General features: G+C 32.7%; 15 protein-coding genes. 7 read left to right on the forward strand and 8 right to left on the reverse strand.

The window, feature by feature from the left end; translation table 11 throughout:
• Positions 1-15: 15 nt before the first annotated feature.
• On the forward strand, positions 16-1,929 hold the full coding sequence (locus HM985_RS06065) for an OmpA family protein (protein WP_179375388.1): 1,914 nt from the start codon (positions 16-18) through the stop codon (positions 1,927-1,929).
• 56 nt (positions 1,930-1,985) lie between these two features.
• On the opposite strand, the gene HM985_RS06070 is transcribed toward HM985_RS06065, so the two are convergent.
• Together HM985_RS06070 and HM985_RS06075 are read right to left on the reverse strand one after the other, a co-directional pair.
• Positions 1,986-2,534 (reverse strand): YciI family protein, encoded by a 549-nt coding sequence (locus tag HM985_RS06070; protein WP_179375389.1) that lies wholly within the window; start codon positions 2,532-2,534, stop codon positions 1,986-1,988.
• Entirely contained in the window at positions 2,528-2,995 is a 468-nt protein-coding gene (locus HM985_RS06075) for a CYTH domain-containing protein (protein WP_179375390.1), read from the reverse strand. Before HM985_RS06075 ends, HM985_RS06070 begins: the two co-directional genes overlap by 7 nt.
• Before the next feature lie 91 nt (positions 2,996-3,086).
• On the opposite strand from HM985_RS06075, the gene dinB reads away from it, so the two are divergent.
• Complete coding sequence (gene dinB / locus HM985_RS06080) at positions 3,087-4,196, forward strand: DNA polymerase IV (protein ID WP_179375391.1); 1,110 nt, start codon at positions 3,087-3,089, stop codon at positions 4,194-4,196.
• An 89-nt stretch (positions 4,197-4,285) separates the two neighbouring features.
• Here the strand turns inward: dinB and pyk are convergent, their stop codons facing one another.
• From pyk to HM985_RS06105, 5 genes are all read right to left on the reverse strand, one after another.
• Positions 4,286-5,725, reverse strand: coding sequence for a pyruvate kinase (gene pyk, locus HM985_RS06085; RefSeq protein ID WP_179375392.1), 1,440 nt, complete (start codon positions 5,723-5,725; stop codon positions 4,286-4,288).
• Positions 5,726-5,729: 4 nt separating this feature from the next.
• Complete coding sequence (locus tag HM985_RS06090; protein WP_179375393.1) at positions 5,730-6,209, reverse strand: IPExxxVDY family protein; 480 nt, start codon at positions 6,207-6,209, stop codon at positions 5,730-5,732.
• A gap of 131 nt (positions 6,210-6,340) precedes the next feature.
• Complete coding sequence (gene rnc / locus HM985_RS06095) at positions 6,341-7,084, reverse strand: ribonuclease III (protein ID WP_179375394.1); 744 nt, start codon at positions 7,082-7,084, stop codon at positions 6,341-6,343.
• A 7-nt stretch (positions 7,085-7,091) separates the two neighbouring features.
• Complete coding sequence (gene fabF, locus HM985_RS06100; protein ID WP_179375395.1) at positions 7,092-8,342, reverse strand: beta-ketoacyl-ACP synthase II; 1,251 nt, start codon at positions 8,340-8,342, stop codon at positions 7,092-7,094.
• A 13-nt stretch (positions 8,343-8,355) separates the two neighbouring features.
• On the reverse strand, positions 8,356-8,589 hold the full coding sequence (locus tag HM985_RS06105; protein ID WP_013869581.1) for an acyl carrier protein: 234 nt from the start codon (positions 8,587-8,589) through the stop codon (positions 8,356-8,358).
• Between the two features lie 262 nt (positions 8,590-8,851).
• On the opposite strand from HM985_RS06105, the gene purN reads away from it, so the two are divergent.
• Positions 8,852-9,415: a phosphoribosylglycinamide formyltransferase gene (gene purN / locus HM985_RS06110; RefSeq protein ID WP_179375396.1), complete on the forward strand. Its 564-nt coding sequence runs from the start codon at positions 8,852-8,854 to the stop codon at positions 9,413-9,415.
• Positions 9,416-9,502: 87 nt separating this feature from the next.
• Positions 9,503-10,144: a ribonuclease H1 domain-containing protein gene (locus HM985_RS06115; RefSeq protein WP_179375397.1), complete on the forward strand. Its 642-nt coding sequence runs from the start codon at positions 9,503-9,505 to the stop codon at positions 10,142-10,144.
• Between the two features lie 119 nt (positions 10,145-10,263).
• On the opposite strand, the gene HM985_RS06120 is transcribed toward HM985_RS06115, so the two are convergent.
• A complete protein-coding gene (locus HM985_RS06120; protein ID WP_179375398.1) occupies positions 10,264-11,865 on the reverse strand; it encodes a T9SS type A sorting domain-containing protein in 1,602 nt (533 codons plus the stop codon).
• 329 nt (positions 11,866-12,194) lie between these two features.
• On the opposite strand from HM985_RS06120, the gene HM985_RS06125 reads away from it, so the two are divergent.
• From HM985_RS06125 to HM985_RS06135, 3 genes are all read left to right on the forward strand, one after another.
• Positions 12,195-12,902: a hypothetical protein gene (locus tag HM985_RS06125; protein ID WP_179375399.1), complete on the forward strand. Its 708-nt coding sequence runs from the start codon at positions 12,195-12,197 to the stop codon at positions 12,900-12,902.
• 252 nt (positions 12,903-13,154) lie between these two features.
• Positions 13,155-14,081, forward strand: a complete 927-nt coding sequence (locus HM985_RS06130) for a PfkB family carbohydrate kinase (protein WP_179375400.1) — start codon at positions 13,155-13,157, stop codon at positions 14,079-14,081.
• Between the two features lie 70 nt (positions 14,082-14,151).
• The gene (locus tag HM985_RS06135; protein ID WP_179375401.1) at positions 14,152-16,050 is read left to right on the forward strand and encodes an amidophosphoribosyltransferase; all 1,899 of its coding nucleotides are present in this window, start codon (positions 14,152-14,154) and stop codon (positions 16,048-16,050) included.
• Positions 16,051-16,242 lie beyond the last annotated feature (192 nt).

The raw sequence follows: 16,242 nt of genomic DNA on the forward strand, positions 1-16,242 counted from the left end.
TAAGCTAAAACAATTATGAAAAACTTTAATACATTATTACTTATTACGTTGATGAGTGGCTTTTGCTTAACTGCTCAAAACAGCGACACTAAAAAAGCAGACAAACATTTTGACCGGTACGAATTTGTAAAGGCTGTAGATGATTATAATAAACTTGTTGAAAAAGGAAAAGCAGACAGCTATGTTTACGGACAATTAGCAGAAAGCTATTATAATATTTTCAATACAGTAGAAGCAGAACGTTGGTATGCTAAAGCTTTAGAGACTTCAAACGATCCAGAAATGGTTTTTAAATACTCGCAAATGCTTAAAGCAAATGGTAAGTATGAAGCATCTAATACCCAAATGGATAAATTTGCAACAATGCGTCCTGCAGATAACAGAGCTACAGCATATAGAGCGAACCCTGATTACCTTCCTAAAATTTTAGAACAAGGTAAAAAGTTTAATGTTCAGAATGCAGATTATAACTCTGAGCAATCTGACTTTGGTGGGGTAATGAATGATGGTAAATTATACATTACTTCTGGTCGTAACGACAATAGAAAAAACTATGGATGGAACGATCAACCATTTTTAGATATCTATACCATTACTAAAAACACAGACGGATCTTCTCAAGAAGCTACGTTAGCTAATGATGAGATTAATACTAAATATCACGAAGGATTAGTTTCTTTCTCACCTGATGGTGAAACAATGTATTTCTCTAGAGAGAGCTATTTTGAAAAAGATTATCAAAAAGATTCAATTAGCAGTGCAAGATTTAGTCAACTCTATTTATTTAAAGCGACTAAATTAGGATCTGATTGGGATATCGTAGAAAGTTTATCAATTAACAGCGAAAACTATTCCGTTAAAAATCCTTCAGTTAGTCCAGATGGTAAAACAATTTATTTTGCCTCTAATATGCCTGGTGGATTTGGAAACTTTGATATCTACAAAGCACCTATTAATACAGATGGTACTTTAGGAGAACCTGTTAATATGGGACAAAAAGTAAATACTGAAGCACAAGAAATGTTCCCGTACATTAGTAGTAATAATACATTATACTTTTCTTCAACAGGTCATTTAGGCTTAGGAGGTTTGGATGTCTTCTATACTAAAGAAATTGATGGAAAAATGACTACAGTTCGTAATGCAGGTATTCCTATAAACAGTAATGCTGATGATTTTGCATTTATAATTGATGAAGAAAACGATAAAGGATTAGTTTCTTCTAATAGATCCGGTGGAAAAGGAAGTGATGATATCTATGAGTTTAAAAAATTACAACCGCTTTGTGATGTATTAGTTAATGCAACGGTTTTAGATGATAAAACACGTGAGCCTATTGCAGGTGCAACAGTCGCATTATTTGATGCAGAAGGAAATAAGGTTGTTTCTAAAACAACTAATGCAGAAGGTCTAGCTGAATTTATGATTGAATGTGAACAAGACACTGAATTAGAAGTTGTAATGGATGGCTTTGACAGCAAGAAAGTACAAGTTAAAGGTTCTAATGAAGAAGAAAACAATGTTCAAATTTCTTTAGATCCTATCGAAAAATTAATTTTAGCTGAAACTATAGATTTAGCGCCTATTTATTTCGACTTTGATAAGTCTAACATTACAGCACAAGCAGCTTTTGAATTAGATAAATTAGTTCAGATAATGAATAAGTATCCTGAATTGAAAATTAATGCAACCTCTCATACAGACTCTAGAGGACCTGAATCTTATAATACAGGGCTTTCAGATCGTAGAGCAAAAACAACTGTACAGTATGTAATCTCTAAAGGTATTGATGAAGCGCGTATTTCTGGTGAAGGTAAAGGTGAATCAGAACCTAAAGTAGATTGTTCTGCTGGATGTACTAAAGCACAACACGCTGAAAACAGACGTTCTGAGTTTATTATTGTAACTGAAGAAATAATAGCAGAATAAAAAATAAATTTATCTGATAAATAAAAAAGCTCTGAAGAAATTCAGAGCTTTTTTATTTATCGTAAACGAAAACCTTTAGCTGCCCACCAAGGATGTAATTCTATAATTAAACGACCTTCTTTAACCATAGGGTCAGTATGTGCTAAACTGTCTGCGATTTTTAGTGTAGGAACATTATAAATTGTAACACCCTTAATAGCACTATCACCATCCAAAGGTCCCGAAATATCAGCATATCCTAAATCATACATTTTAGATAAATGTGCTAGATGTTCTTCTTGTAGTAAAACAGCTTCCTCTTCATTCTGATTTCTAATAGGTCCCTCCTTAAGAAATGCCATAAAATACTGTTGCATTAGAATTGTATCCTTCGTCTTAGGATCAACATAATCAAATACCTCATAACCTTCTCTAACTAACTTTTTCTTTAAAGCACTAACAGACAGTTCTTTCTCTTTCAACACATCAGCAACTTCTTTACCACTTTCATCAGCATTAAAAACACTCGGAACCTGAGCTTTAGTCTCAGTACTAGTTTCATTTTTACAACTTAAAAAGCTATAAAAAATTATAGCCACTAATAAAATGTGCTTTACTCTTACCATAATTTATAAGGATTTTTACTTAATAATGAATTATAATATTTTACATCACCTGTAACTTCTTCACCTATCCAACTTGGTTTATTATAAGATTCATTTTCAGAAATTAATTCAACCTCTGCAACAATTAAACCTTCATTATCGCCATAAAATTCATCAATTTCAAAAATATGATCGTTAGCTTTCACCTCGTAGCGTCGCTTATCAATTATACCTGGCTCGCAAAGCTTTAATAAGCTTTCTGCTTCTGCTTCAGAGATTTCTTTCTCCCACTCAAATCGAGAGAGTCCATTTGCTGAAGACTTACCCTTCACCGTTATATAACCAAGCTCCTCTTTTAATCTTATACGCACAGTCCGTTCTTTATCACTATTTAAAAACCCTTGCTTAATCTTATAACTCTTAAAAGCTTCCGATTTAAAATCATTAGAAGTCACTAAAAATTTTCGTTCAATTTCCACCATTTTTTTACCTGTAAATACAACAATGTTATTTTATTAATTATAATCTCTTCATAGAGATTCCTGCAACCGCAGGATTTCATAAATTTACAGTATGCTAAGCGATTTACCAATAAGAAAGATAATTCATGTAGATATGGATGCATTTTATGCGTCTGTTGCTCAATTGGACAATCCTGAACTTAAAGGAAAAGCCATCGCTGTTGGCGGAGGAGGAAAAAGAGGCGTTATTAGCGCAGCCAGCTATGAAGCCCGAAAATTCGGAGTAAAAAGTGCCATGTCGGGTAGATTAGCTATTAAACTCTGCCCACATTTAATTTTTGTTAAAACAGATTTTGAACGTTACTCAAAAATATCGCAACAAATAAGAAGTATATTTTTAGATTACACAGATTTAGTTGAACCGTTATCACTAGATGAAGCTTACCTAGATGTTACTCAAAATAAAAAAGGCCTTTACAGCGCTTCATTAATAGCTGAAGAGATAAGAGCAAGGATATATAAAGAAGTGGGCTTAACCGCTTCCGCAGGCATCTCTATAAATAAATTTATAGCTAAGGTTGCTAGTGATTACAACAAACCTAATGGACAAAAAACGGTAAACCCTGAAGATGTACTGCCTTTTCTAGAAGAATTAGATATTAGAAAATTTTATGGTGTAGGTAAAGTAACAGCAGAAAAAATGTACCAAAAAGGGATTTTTACAGGAAAAGACTTAAAAATAAAGTCGATAGATTACTTAAGTGAGAATTTTGGAAAATCTGGTCGGTACTATTATAACGTTGTACGAGGTATTCATACAAGCGAAGTAAAACCAAATCGGATTCGTAAATCGTTAGCTGCAGAACGCACCTTCAGTGAAAATCTCTCATCTGAAATTTTTATGCTTGAAAAACTTGAGCATATTGCTGAAGAAGTATCTAAACGCTTACAAAAAAGTGATGTTTCAGGAAAAACAATAACCCTTAAAATAAAATATAGTGATTTTACTTTGCAAACTCGAAGTAAAACTTTGCCCTATTTTGTGAAAGAAGCTTCAATTATACTCGAAACAGCAAAAGATTTATTATATCAGAACAAGCTGAATAACTCCGTAAGACTACTTGGTATTTCATTATCTAATTTAAATACTAACACCAAAGTTCCTAAACAAGATTTAGTAGATAACAAATCAATTAGTGTACAATTAAAGTTTCAGTTTTAAACTTTAATACACCATTATCTACAAAATAAAAAAGCTGATATAGTGAAAATGTAAATCTCTATATCAGCCTATATTAAATTATTGATACATTAAAAGCTACAGTTCTCAATTTCGCTAACTCTTAAAGTATTCACCATACCTTTATCTTGTATTGGCATCGCTGCTAAACTAATAAGCATATCACCTACTTCAGCATAACCTTTTTTACAAGCTATGGCATTTACATCTTCAATAGTTTCATCTGTACTTACAAACTTATCATAGTAGAATGCAGTAACACCCCATAATAAACTTAATTGATTTAAGATACGACGGTTTGAAGTAAACACTAAAATATGAGCTGATGGTCTCCATGCAGAAATTTGAAATGCTGTATATCCACTATTTGTTAATGTAGATATCGCTTTTGCATTAATTTCATTTGCCATGTTAGCTGCATGATAGCAGATTGCTTTGGTAATGTAACGTTTTGTACGAATATGTGGTGGAGATTGTGGCACTTCAATAAGTGGTGAATCTTCAACACTACGGATAATATTAGACATCTGACGAATAACCTGTACTGGATACTGACCAACAGAGGTTTCACCAGATAACATTACAGCATCAGCACCATCCATAACAGAATTGGCAACATCATTAACTTCTGCACGTGTTGGTGTTAAGCTTGTAATCATTGTCTCCATCATTTGAGTTGCAATAATTACGGGTATTCTAGCACGTTTAGCTCTAAGTACTAATTGCTTTTGAATTAATGGAACTTCCTCTGCAGGAATTTCAACACCTAAATCTCCACGAGCTACCATTAAACCATCACAATATGCAACAATTTTGTCAATGTTCTCAACTGCTTCTGGTTTTTCAATTTTAGCAATAATTGGAATTTTATGTGCACTATGCTCACTAATCAACTTTTCAAGTTGCATTAAATCTTCAGCGTGACGTACAAAAGATAAAGCAATCCAATCTACTTCTTGACCAATAGCGAAGATAGCATCTTCAATATCTTTTTCTGTTAATGCAGGTTGAGAAATATCTGTATTAGGAAGGTTTACACCTTTTTTAGATTTTAACGGTCCACCTTGAATAACTTTGGCTTTTACTTCAGTTTTCTTATCTGTAGATACAACTTCAAAAATTAATTTTCCATCATCCAATAAAATACGTTCTCCTGGTTTTGCATCTTGAGGAAATCTATCATAGGTCATAAAAACACGATCCTTAGTTCCTTCAAAACGTTCTCCTGTTGCAAAAATAATTTCGTCGCCTTCGTTTACAACAACATCCTCTTTCATAACTCCAACACGCAACTTAGGACCTTGAAGGTCTCCTAAAATTGACGCATTGTAACCAAACTCTTCGTTCAGTTCTCTAATCATTTTAATACGTTCTTCTACATCTGCATAATCTGCATGAGAGAAGTTAATTCTAAATACATTTGCACCTTCATCTAGCATTGCTTTTAATACTGCTTTGCTACTTGTTGCTGGTCCTAATGTGGCTACTATTTTTGTTTTCTTGTGTGACATCGATTCAAAAAATTAAATGGTCTTTTGATTTTATTTTTAACGGATCTACCGTATAACTTGTTATAATTTGTGGAATATCTTGCAGTTTGCTAAGGATATTTTTCTCGTTAATGCTCTGAGATTCTTCAGAAATTTTAAGAAAATAATCAACCTTTTTATATTCGGAAATTAAATGAAATGTTTTGAGTACTTTTTCGTTATCACTAAATAACGTCCCAGAACTATATAGACTATCTTCTTCTTTTTTGCACACATTAGAAATTAAATTCCATAAGATGTACTCCGTTTCATTGTCCCATTCAAAAATACTGTATGAGGACTCTAAATATTTAAAATCTATATCTTTTTCCTTACGTTCTAACCTAAGCTCTAAATGCTTATTAAGCAAATAAGCAAGTCGATAATCTTCTAATCTACTATGAATTGCTATTAATTTATAGGAATCATCGTAAAAATCATCAACCTGAAGTTTGTGTAAAGCCATTTAATTACAACTTTGAAAAGCAAATATAGCACATTAAACGCTTAGTTAGCTTAACAAATAGTTAAGATTCCTTTATATAATTTACGAAAACGTTATCGTTAACAACGTTATTTTGAGAATGTTTAAATCGTTTAATTACTCTGATTTGTAATCTTATTTTGTAATGCAAAAAAAGCACGTTTAGAAGCTTTTTCTTCTGCTTTTTTCTTAGAAGTAGCGCGCCCCTTAGAAATTACCTTATCGTTAATCGCTAATTTTACAGAAAAATGCTTTAATTCATCTTTACCTGTATCTTCATAGACTTCATAGTTAAAAGTATTCTTCTCTTTCTGACACCATTCTATTAATAGACTTTTATAACTAATAACCTTCCCTTCTAAAGATTCTATATCTACATGCGGATTAATAACACGTTTGTAGATAAATTTTTCACAAAAGCCATAGCCTTTATCTAAATAGATCGCGCCAACTAAGGCTTCAAAAAGATTACCATGAATATTGTTTCCAAAATTAGAGGTCGGAATCCTACTTTCAACGTAATTTATAAGCCCTAAATCCTCACCTAACTTATTTAGATTTTCTCTACTTACAATTTTAGAACGCATTTTAGTGAGGTAACCCTCATCACCGTGTGGCACTTCTTTAAACAAATAAGCTCCAATTACAGATCCGAGTATAGCATCACCTACAAACTCTAGGCGCTCATAATTAATAGGGTTACCTTTACCATCCTTAATATTCATTGAACGATGCGTAAAAGCAGTAATATAGAGTGCTTTAGTCTTAGGCTTAAAGCCGAGAATTTCTTTGAGTTGAATAAAAAAATTCCCGTCTTCTTGAGAGCGGGAATTTAATATGTTACGAATGAAGCTCATTCGGGATTTAATCTAATTTTTTAAATAATACACAAGCGTTGTGACCGCCAAATCCAAAGGTATTACTCATTGCGACTTTAATGTCTCGTTTCTGAGCTTTATTAAGTGTTAAATTTAATTCTGGATCTATGTTTTCGTCAATCGTTTCATGATTGATTGTTGGAGGTATAATACCATGCTCCATGGCTAATATTGAGGCAATAGACTCAATAGCTCCGGCAGCACCCAACAGGTGACCTGTCATAGATTTTGTAGAATTAATATTTATGTTCTTAGCATGGCTTCCAAACACTTCAGATATCGCTTTTAACTCCGCAACATCACCCAAAGGTGTTGACGTTCCGTGCGTGTTAATGTGATCTACATCTTCAGGTTTTAAACCAGCGTTTTCCAAACAATTTTTCATTACCGCCACAACACCAATACCATCTGGATGTGGAGCTGTCATATGATAGGCATCAGAAGATAAACCACCACCTACAACTTCTGCATAGATTTTGGCTCCTCTTGCCTTTGCATGTTCATACTCTTCTAAAATAATCGCTCCAGCTCCTTCACCTAATACAAAACCATCACGGTTAGCATCAAATGGTCTAGAGGCCGATTGAGGGTCATCATTTCGAGTACTCATTGCGTGCATAGCATTAAACCCACCCATACCAGCAATAGTAACTGCAGCTTCACTTCCTCCTGTAATAATCACATCACAAGTCCCTAAACGTATTGTATTTAAGGCATCGATCATTGAGTTTGCTGAAGAAGCACAAGCAGATACCGTGGTATAATTAGGTCCCATAAAACCATATTTTATAGATATGTTTCCGGGGGCTATATCGGCAATCATTTTTGGAATGAAGAAGGGGTTAAATCGAGGTGTTCCGTCACCAGCAGCAAAATTTAACACTTCATCCTGAAATGTTTCTAAACCACCAATACCAGCTCCCCAAATAACACCAACTCTTAATTTGTTTAAAGAATCTAAATCTAGTTTCGAGTCTGCAATTGCTTCATCTGAAGCAACCATTGCATACTGCGAAAACTTATCCATTCGCTTTGCTAATTTTCTATCAATAAAGTCAGTAACTTCAAAGTTTTTTATTTCACAAGCGAACTTAGTCTTGAATTTTTCAGGATCAAAATGTGTTACTTCAGCAGCGCCACTTTTTCCACTAATAAGAGCATCCCAATATTCATCTTTGGTATTTCCTATTGGTGTAAGTGCACCTAAACCTGTAACAACGACTCGCTTTAATTCCATAAAAATAGAGTTATTATTTAGCTGCTTCTATATAAGAAACTGCTTGACCAACTGTAGCAATATTTTCTGCTTGATCATCCGGGATTTGAATATCAAATTCTTTTTCGAATTCCATTATCAATTCAACAGTATCTAATGAATCCGCTCCTAAATCGTTAGTGAAGCTTGCTTCAGTTACAACTTCGTTTTCATCAACACCTAACTTGTCTACGATAATCGCTTTTACTCTTGATGCAATGTCTGACATAATTTTTTAATTTTAAGTTTTATTAGACGGCAAAAATAAAAAACTTTATCTTAAAAAACACCTTTACCGATAAAATGTACATATTAAATAGTACAAATCGATAGAAGTATTTGGTTTTTACCGCTAATTGTAAATTATTATTCTTTTTTTTGTTCGAATAAGTCTAACAAATATAACTGTTAATGGAATGAACTGAACTAAAGTTTGCAAAACATTTTGTAAATTTTTTATAGACATTTCGTTACACCCTAATTTTAAATTGATGAAACGTATTGTGATTTTTGCGTCCGGAAGCGGATCTAATGCAGAAAATTTAATAAAATTCTTCCATAACAGCGATTCTGCAACTGTTATTCAGGTATTAACTAACAATCCTCATGCCAAAGTTTTAGACAGATGCAAACAACTAAAGGTTAGCGCATTGTCTTTTAATCGAATTGCTTTATCTAAATCTGAAGATGTCTTGAATATTTTAAGAACGTCTAAACCAGATCTTATTGTATTAGCTGGTTTTCTATGGAAATTTCCCGAATTAATCCTTAAGGAATTCACAAACAAAGTCATTAATATTCACCCTGCATTACTCCCTAATTATGGAGGAAAAGGAATGTATGGCATGCATGTTCATGAAGCTGTTGTTAAGAATAAAGAGACCGAAACAGGAATAACTATTCATTATGTGAATGAAAACTATGACGAAGGCGCTGTTATTTTTCAAGCTAAATGTGATGTTTTACCAACAGATTCTGCAGATGATGTTGCTAAAAAAATTCATTTGTTAGAAATGGAACATTTTCCGTTAATTGTAGATAAATTATTGAAATAGATAATATTTATCACTAAACATCATAAAAAACACTTTCAAATTAAAGCTTAAATTAATGATATTACTGCATGCGCAGAAATGACCAACATGAGTAAAAAGAAAAAAAAATATTATACCGTTTGGCAAGGACACAAGAAAGGCGTTTTTAACTCTTGGAATGCTTGTAAAACACAAATTAAAGATTATCAAGGGGCGCAATACAAATCCTTCCCAACACTTGATGAAGCCGAAAAAGCATTAAAAGGAAATTACTTTGATTACATAGGAAAAAATAAAACCTTTAGTAGTGGGCTTTCTGATGCTGAACTAAAAAAAATAGGACAACCCAACTACAATTCCATCTCGGTAGATGCTGCTTCTAGTGGAAACCCTGGTATTATGGAGTATAGAGGAGTAGATACTAAGACCAAAAAACAACTCTTTATTCAAGGTCCTTTTGAGCAAGGCACTAATAATATAGGTGAGTTTTTAGCCTTAGTTCATGGTTTAGCCTTTCTTAAGCAACATAAGAGCGAGCGTATTATGTATACAGACTCTAGAACCGCTATGAGTTGGGTACGTAAAAAAACGTGTAATTCTAAACTAAAACGTAGTGCTAAAAACAAACCGGTTTACGATTTAGTAGATCGTGCTGTACAGTGGTTAAAAACCAATGAATATTCTACAACCATTGTAAAATGGGAAACAAAAGCTTGGGGAGAGATTCCTGCTGATTTTGGAAGAAAATAACGGACCAAAACACGTTAGTTAACCGATAAGCTATCTAGCCATTTTTAATCTAAAAAAAATGGGCTATTAATTAAATTAAGATTTAATTAATAGCCCATTAAGATTATATGTAATGGATATTATTTAAGAATTACTTTTTTAGTAAGTTCTTGCACAACATTATTTAATTTAACAATATAAATACCTGTTGTTAATTGCGATGCATCAATTTCATTTGAATCTGAGCCTACTAGTATATTAGAAGACATTACCACGCGACCTAAAGTATCATAAACATTAACCTGAGTTGTTGCTAACAATTCACCTTTAACAAAAATCTTATGATTGGCTGCATATAAATTTAGTGTAGTTACATCATTATCTATTAGAGATAACGTTGCGTCACCTATGTTTAAATAAAATCTTCCAGTTCCACTAATTGCAGTATCTGCTGTAAATGTGTAATCCCCTTGATTTAATAATGTGTATGTATTTTCAACATTATCTTCAAGATAAACTTCTGCACTTGTTGGCAAAGTAGATGTCTCAATACTAAACGTTATTTGTTGTCCCTGCGATGCTTTAAGACCTAATGGAATACGAACAGAACTAAGATCTGTAGACCCTAAACTTTGAATAGCCATTCCATTTCCTTCGCTATCCTCTAGCAATTCAGAATACAAAGAAAAACTTAATGAAGCTTCTCCAAACAATTTTGCATCGTAACCACGATCTACGCCTTGAGTAGAATTCTCATTAAAATATATTTCTGTTGCAAAATCACCGCCAGCATGTTCTGCCTTTAATCTTACCATTTCATTTACATTATCACTTCTTCCTAATATAAAATCATCAGAGCCACTAAAAACACGCATTGCAGGTGTAAAGCTTATGACGTTAGAGGCAGCAGTGAAATCATTAGCAACTAAAAACCCTTGACCTGGAGTTATATTAAGACCTATATTAACCAATCTATTAATTATCGTAAAATTACCAACAGTACCAGTACCAGACTGCGTACCGCTATTATAACCATATATACCTGCAGCATCTTCTGCTAACACAGCTAAATTTTCATCTAAAAACAAAGTAGAATTTAAATATGTAGGATATGGATTTCCTACTGAATTCCAATTTTTTGGATCACCAGTTGTATCTGGTGTAATAATTGGATCTATAGTAGTAATCGTTACAGTTTCAGTATTTTTGGATATAGTACCAGAAAATCTTAAGGTCTGTCCGTTTAATTTAGTTGCAGCTCTATAGCCAACTGCACGTTGTAATGAAAGTGATGCATCTACAATACCATCATAATTTATGTAAGAATCAGTTACATTACTATAAGGTCCGAAAGCATACAAATCACCTGATCGAGGCATATAGTTATAATTAGCCGTAGAAATAGTGCCATCAGTATTATATAATGAAAAATTATTAAAAGTAGCAGCATCTGTTTTTACAGGTAATGACACCAAATCATTCCCACCATTTACTCCGGGTGTACCAACAACATTAACATATCTATCATAATTAACAAGGGTTCCATCAGTAATGGTTCCGTCTAACATAACACAAGCAAAACTGTCTGATGTAGATTTTAGATTTAACTCATAAGCAGTAAGTTCTGTACCAGATGTAATTGAAACAGAGGTACCAGGACTAACCGTCATAGTACTAGACAAATCTTGAGCACCAAGATTTAGACAAAAAATTGACAATAAAAAAATAAAATTATACTTCATTTTAATCCGAATTTAGCTGGAAGCATGCAATAAACGCTAATAATTTTAATTATTCAAGTGAAATTGCAATAATCTATGTGACTAACAAACATTTAAAAATAATTTATTAACTAAAATTATGGCTTAATAATTAATTACACCTGTTTAATACCTGTAGTAAAGACCTAAAAAACAATTAGTTAAAATAACATAAGTTAATTAATAAAGTATTTTCAGTAAAAAATCCGTAGTAAGAGTATATATTTCATTTTAAAATTATAATCATCGAAGCTTGATAAATTACATTTTTTAATGTTAATTTGTCATCTAAGTTCAACAAAATAAGAATCATGAAGTCTATTTTAAATTTATTAGGTGCTTTTTTAATATGCACAACAACATGTTTTGCCCAAGTAGGTATTGGTACAGAAACTCCAGATGCATCTAGTATTTTAGAATTGCAAAGTACTGAAGGTGGTTTATTATTACCTAGGCTTACAACTGAACAGCGTGATGCTATATTAACACCTGCAGAAGGTCTTACCATTTACAATACAACTACTCAGGGTTTAGAAATTTATACAGATAGCTGGAATAGCTTAACAGCAGAAGCCGGAGGAACACCATCTTTAACAATGCATAGAGATTTAGGAGGAACAACTATTCCTGTTGGTGCTGCTTTTTATAATTTCCCATTAGGAACTGATGATATAACAGAAAATGACACTGAATATTTTAATGTAGTATCAGATGGTGAAATACAAGTACTTAAAGCAGGAAGTTATTTAATAAATGCTAGTTGGGCCGTAAGAAATTTAGAAGCGGGCAATAGAAAATATATCCTTGCCATTTTCCAAAATGGAACGCGTGTAGGTTATATGGCTAGAGGATTTTCATCTTTACCTTCACCTTCTTCCGATTATTTTGGAGCTTCTGGTACGTTTCAATACGTATTTGCAGAAGATGATATTATAGATATTCAGTATTATATACTTAGTACATCTGATACATCGACTTTACGAGGAGATCTAATGCATATTGGTATGGTTAAATTATAATACAAAGATTAAACTTATACTACTTTATAAAAGTTTACAAAAAAAGCCACAATTTAAAAATTGTGGCTTTTTTGCGCAATCTAACCGTTGGTATTAAATATCATCAAGAATTAAAAAAACGCAACACATTAGTCATTAAAAGGATATCAGGTTTAAGATAGAAAGAATTAAAACCTAACTACCATTGTTTAATTTCATGTTTCACATAGAATATATTTTACGTAAATTTGCGACTTAATTCAAATTAAGGTAATGAGCAAGTTAGTAATTGTTGGTACAGTAGCTTTTGATGCTATTGAAACCCCTTTTGGGAAAACCGATAAAATCCTCGGTGGAGCAGCAACATATATAGGTTTATCAGCTTCAAATTTTAATGTAGATTCTGCAGCAGTTTCTGTAGTTGGAGGTGATTTTCCGCAAGAATATTTAGATCTATTAAAAAATAGAAACGTTGATATTGAAGGTATAGAAGTTGTAAAAGATGGTAAAACATTCTTTTGGAGTGGTAAATACCATAACGATATGAATTCTCGTGATACCTTAGCAACTGAGCTTAACGTATTAGAGCACTTTAACCCTGTTGTTCCTAAAAATTACAAAGATGCAGAAGTAGTGATGCTAGGTAACTTACACCCTTTAGTACAGCAAGGGGTATTAAACCAAATGACTAAAAAGCCTAAGTTAGCCATTTTAGATACCATGAATTTCTGGATGGATATCGCTTTAGATGATTTGCTTTCTGTGATTAAAAATGTTGATGTTATTACCATTAACGATGAAGAAGCGCGACAATTAACTGGTGAATATTCTCTAGTTGTTGCTGCTAAAAAAATTCAAGAAATGGGTCCTAAATTTGTAGTCATTAAAAAAGGAGAGCACGGCGCATTATTGTTTCATGATGATAATGTATTTTATGCACCTGCACTTCCTTTAAAAGAAGTTTTTGACCCAACTGGAGCTGGAGACACATTTGCTGGTGGTTTTGCTGGTTATCTAGCAAAAACAGATGACTTTTCTTTTGAAAACATGAAAACAGCTGTTATATACGGCTCTACCTTAGCCTCCTTCTGTGTTGAAAAATTTGGAACAGAGCGCATGCAAAATTTAACTGATAAAGAAATTTATGAACGTTTAGAGCAGTTTAAGACTCTAACACAGTTTGATATCGAATTATCTTAAACTAACGCGCTCTAAAATGAGCGCGTTTTTTATTTTAAATTATTAAAAAATTAATTGCGGACAAACAATTATGAGTGATGCTTTAAAACATGAGTGTGGTATTGCACTTATCAGACTTTTAAAACCATTAGAATACTACAAAGAAAAATATGGTAGTGCTTTTTATGGTGTAAACAAAATGTATTTAATGATGGAAAAACAGCACAACCGTGGACAAGACGGAGCTGGTTTTGCAAGTATAAAATTAGATACAAAACCTGGTGAACGTTATATAAGTAGAGTTCGCTCTATTGCGCAACAGCCAATACAAGATATTTTTGCTCAAATCAATGATCGTATTAATGATGAATTGACCAAAAATCCTGAGTATCAAAATGATGTTGAACTACAAAAGAGTAAAATTCCGTACATCGGTGAAGTCTTATTAGGTCATGTTCGTTATGGTACCTATGGTAAAAACAGTGTAGAAAGTGTTCATCCATTTTTAAGACAAAACAATTGGATGCATCGTAACCTTATTGTTGCTGGTAACTTTAACATGACGAATGTTAATGAACTTTTTGATAACCTTATTGAGATAGGGCAACACCCAAAAGAAAAAGCAGATACGGTTACTGTAATGGAAAAAATTGGTCATTTCTTAGATGATGCTGTTGCTAAAATTTATAAGGATCTAAAAAAGGAAGGTTACAATAAAAATGAATGTTCTCCGCTAATTGCAGAACGTTTAAAAGTTGGAAAAATATTAAAACGTGCCGCTAAAAACTGGGATGGTGGTTATGCAATGGCAGGTTTATTAGGTCATGGAGATTCTTTTGTGTTAAGAGATCCTTCTGGTATAAGACCCGCATATTATTACAAAGATGATGAAATTGTAGTTGTAGCATCAGAACGTCCAGTTATTCAAACTGTTTTCAACGTACCCTTTGATGATGTAAAAGAATTAGCACCAGGACATGCTATTATTACTAAAAAATCTGGAGTTACTCAGATTAAAAAAATATTAGAACCTTTAGAGCGTAAAGCTTGTTCTTTTGAACGCATCTATTTCTCTCGTGGAAGTGATGCCGAAATTTACCAAGAACGTAAAAAACTAGGCCGCTTGTTAATGCCTAAAGTTTTAGAGGCTATTGATAATGACACCAAAAATAGTGTGTTTTCATATATACCAAATACAGCAGAAACTTCCTTTTTTGGGATGATAGAAGCCGTTGAAGATCACCTCAACGAAAAGAAAACAAAAACAATACTTGATGGTAACGGTAAATTATCGGCAGAAACAGTCACCGATATCTTATCTGAACGTCCTAGAATTGAAAAAATAGCTATTAAAGATGTAAAACTAAGAACGTTTATTACAGAAGATAGTAGTAGAGATGATTTAGTGGCACACGTTTACGATGTTACTTACGGTGTTATAAAACCAACTGATAATTTGGTTATTATAGATGATAGTATTGTAAGAGGTACGACGCTTAAAAAGAGTATTATTAAAATGATGGACAGATTAAACCCTAAGAAAATCGTAGTGGTTTCTTCTGCGCCTCAAATACGCTTTATTGATTGTTATGGTATAGACATGGCAAATCTAGAGACCTTAATTGCTTTTAAAGCTGCGCTAGCATTATTAAAAGACACAAATCAATACCATATTGTAACAGATGTTTACAATAAATGTATAGCACAAGTTAACAACAAGGATACTGATATTGTAAACTACGTTAAAGAAATCTACGAAAAGTTTACTGACGAACAGATTTCTGATAAAATTTCAGAATTATTAAGTGAAGAAAATACAAAAGCTGACGTAAAAGTAATTTTTCAGCCTGTAGCAAACTTACATAAAGCTTGTCCTGATAATTTAGGTGACTGGTACTTTACCGGAGATTACCCTACACCTGGAGGTAACAGAGTTGTTAACAGAGCATTTATTAATTTTTACGAAGGTAATAACAGACGTGCTTATTAAAGCTTAGGACAATCATTTTATCCGATAAAATATTTATTTTGTCGGTTAAAATAGTATTTAGTCGGGTTTTTGATTCGATTTAATAAATTTAAATATACATTGCAATCACCATAACATAAGTAGGTTAAGTTCATGGTAGATTTGGGGCAAAAAGGATGAACAACTGTTCATCCTTTTTCATTTTTATTTTGT

Source organism: Winogradskyella wichelsiae (assembly GCF_013403925.1).
GTDB classification, from domain to species: domain Bacteria; phylum Bacteroidota; class Bacteroidia; order Flavobacteriales; family Flavobacteriaceae; genus Winogradskyella; species Winogradskyella wichelsiae.

Excerpts from the sequence above, each read along its gene's own strand:
- HM985_RS06070 (WP_179375389.1), bottom strand. The coding sequence starts at position 2,534 with ATGGTAAGAGTAAAGCACATTTTATTAGTGGCTATAATTTTTTATAGC.
- HM985_RS06130 (WP_179375400.1), top strand. The coding sequence starts at position 13,155 with ATGAGCAAGTTAGTAATTGTTGGTACAGTAGCTTTTGATGCTATTGAA.
- HM985_RS06075 (WP_179375390.1), bottom strand. The coding sequence starts at position 2,995 with ATGGTGGAAATTGAACGAAAATTTTTAGTGACTTCTAATGATTTTAAA.
- pyk (WP_179375392.1), bottom strand. The coding sequence starts at position 5,725 with ATGTCACACAAGAAAACAAAAATAGTAGCCACATTAGGACCAGCAACA.
- dinB (WP_179375391.1), top strand. The coding sequence starts at position 3,087 with ATGCTAAGCGATTTACCAATAAGAAAGATAATTCATGTAGATATGGAT.
- HM985_RS06090 (WP_179375393.1), bottom strand. The coding sequence starts at position 6,209 with ATGGCTTTACACAAACTTCAGGTTGATGATTTTTACGATGATTCCTAT.
- HM985_RS06135 (WP_179375401.1), top strand. The coding sequence starts at position 14,152 with ATGAGTGATGCTTTAAAACATGAGTGTGGTATTGCACTTATCAGACTT.
- HM985_RS06115 (WP_179375397.1), top strand. The coding sequence starts at position 9,503 with ATGAGTAAAAAGAAAAAAAAATATTATACCGTTTGGCAAGGACACAAG.
- HM985_RS06105 (WP_013869581.1), bottom strand. The coding sequence starts at position 8,589 with ATGTCAGACATTGCATCAAGAGTAAAAGCGATTATCGTAGACAAGTTA.
- fabF (WP_179375395.1), bottom strand. The coding sequence starts at position 8,342 with ATGGAATTAAAGCGAGTCGTTGTTACAGGTTTAGGTGCACTTACACCA.
- HM985_RS06065 (WP_179375388.1), top strand. The coding sequence starts at position 16 with ATGAAAAACTTTAATACATTATTACTTATTACGTTGATGAGTGGCTTT.
- HM985_RS06120 (WP_179375398.1), bottom strand. The coding sequence starts at position 11,865 with ATGAAGTATAATTTTATTTTTTTATTGTCAATTTTTTGTCTAAATCTT.
- HM985_RS06125 (WP_179375399.1), top strand. The coding sequence starts at position 12,195 with ATGAAGTCTATTTTAAATTTATTAGGTGCTTTTTTAATATGCACAACA.
- rnc (WP_179375394.1), bottom strand. The coding sequence starts at position 7,084 with ATGAGCTTCATTCGTAACATATTAAATTCCCGCTCTCAAGAAGACGGG.
- purN (WP_179375396.1), top strand. The coding sequence starts at position 8,852 with ATGAAACGTATTGTGATTTTTGCGTCCGGAAGCGGATCTAATGCAGAA.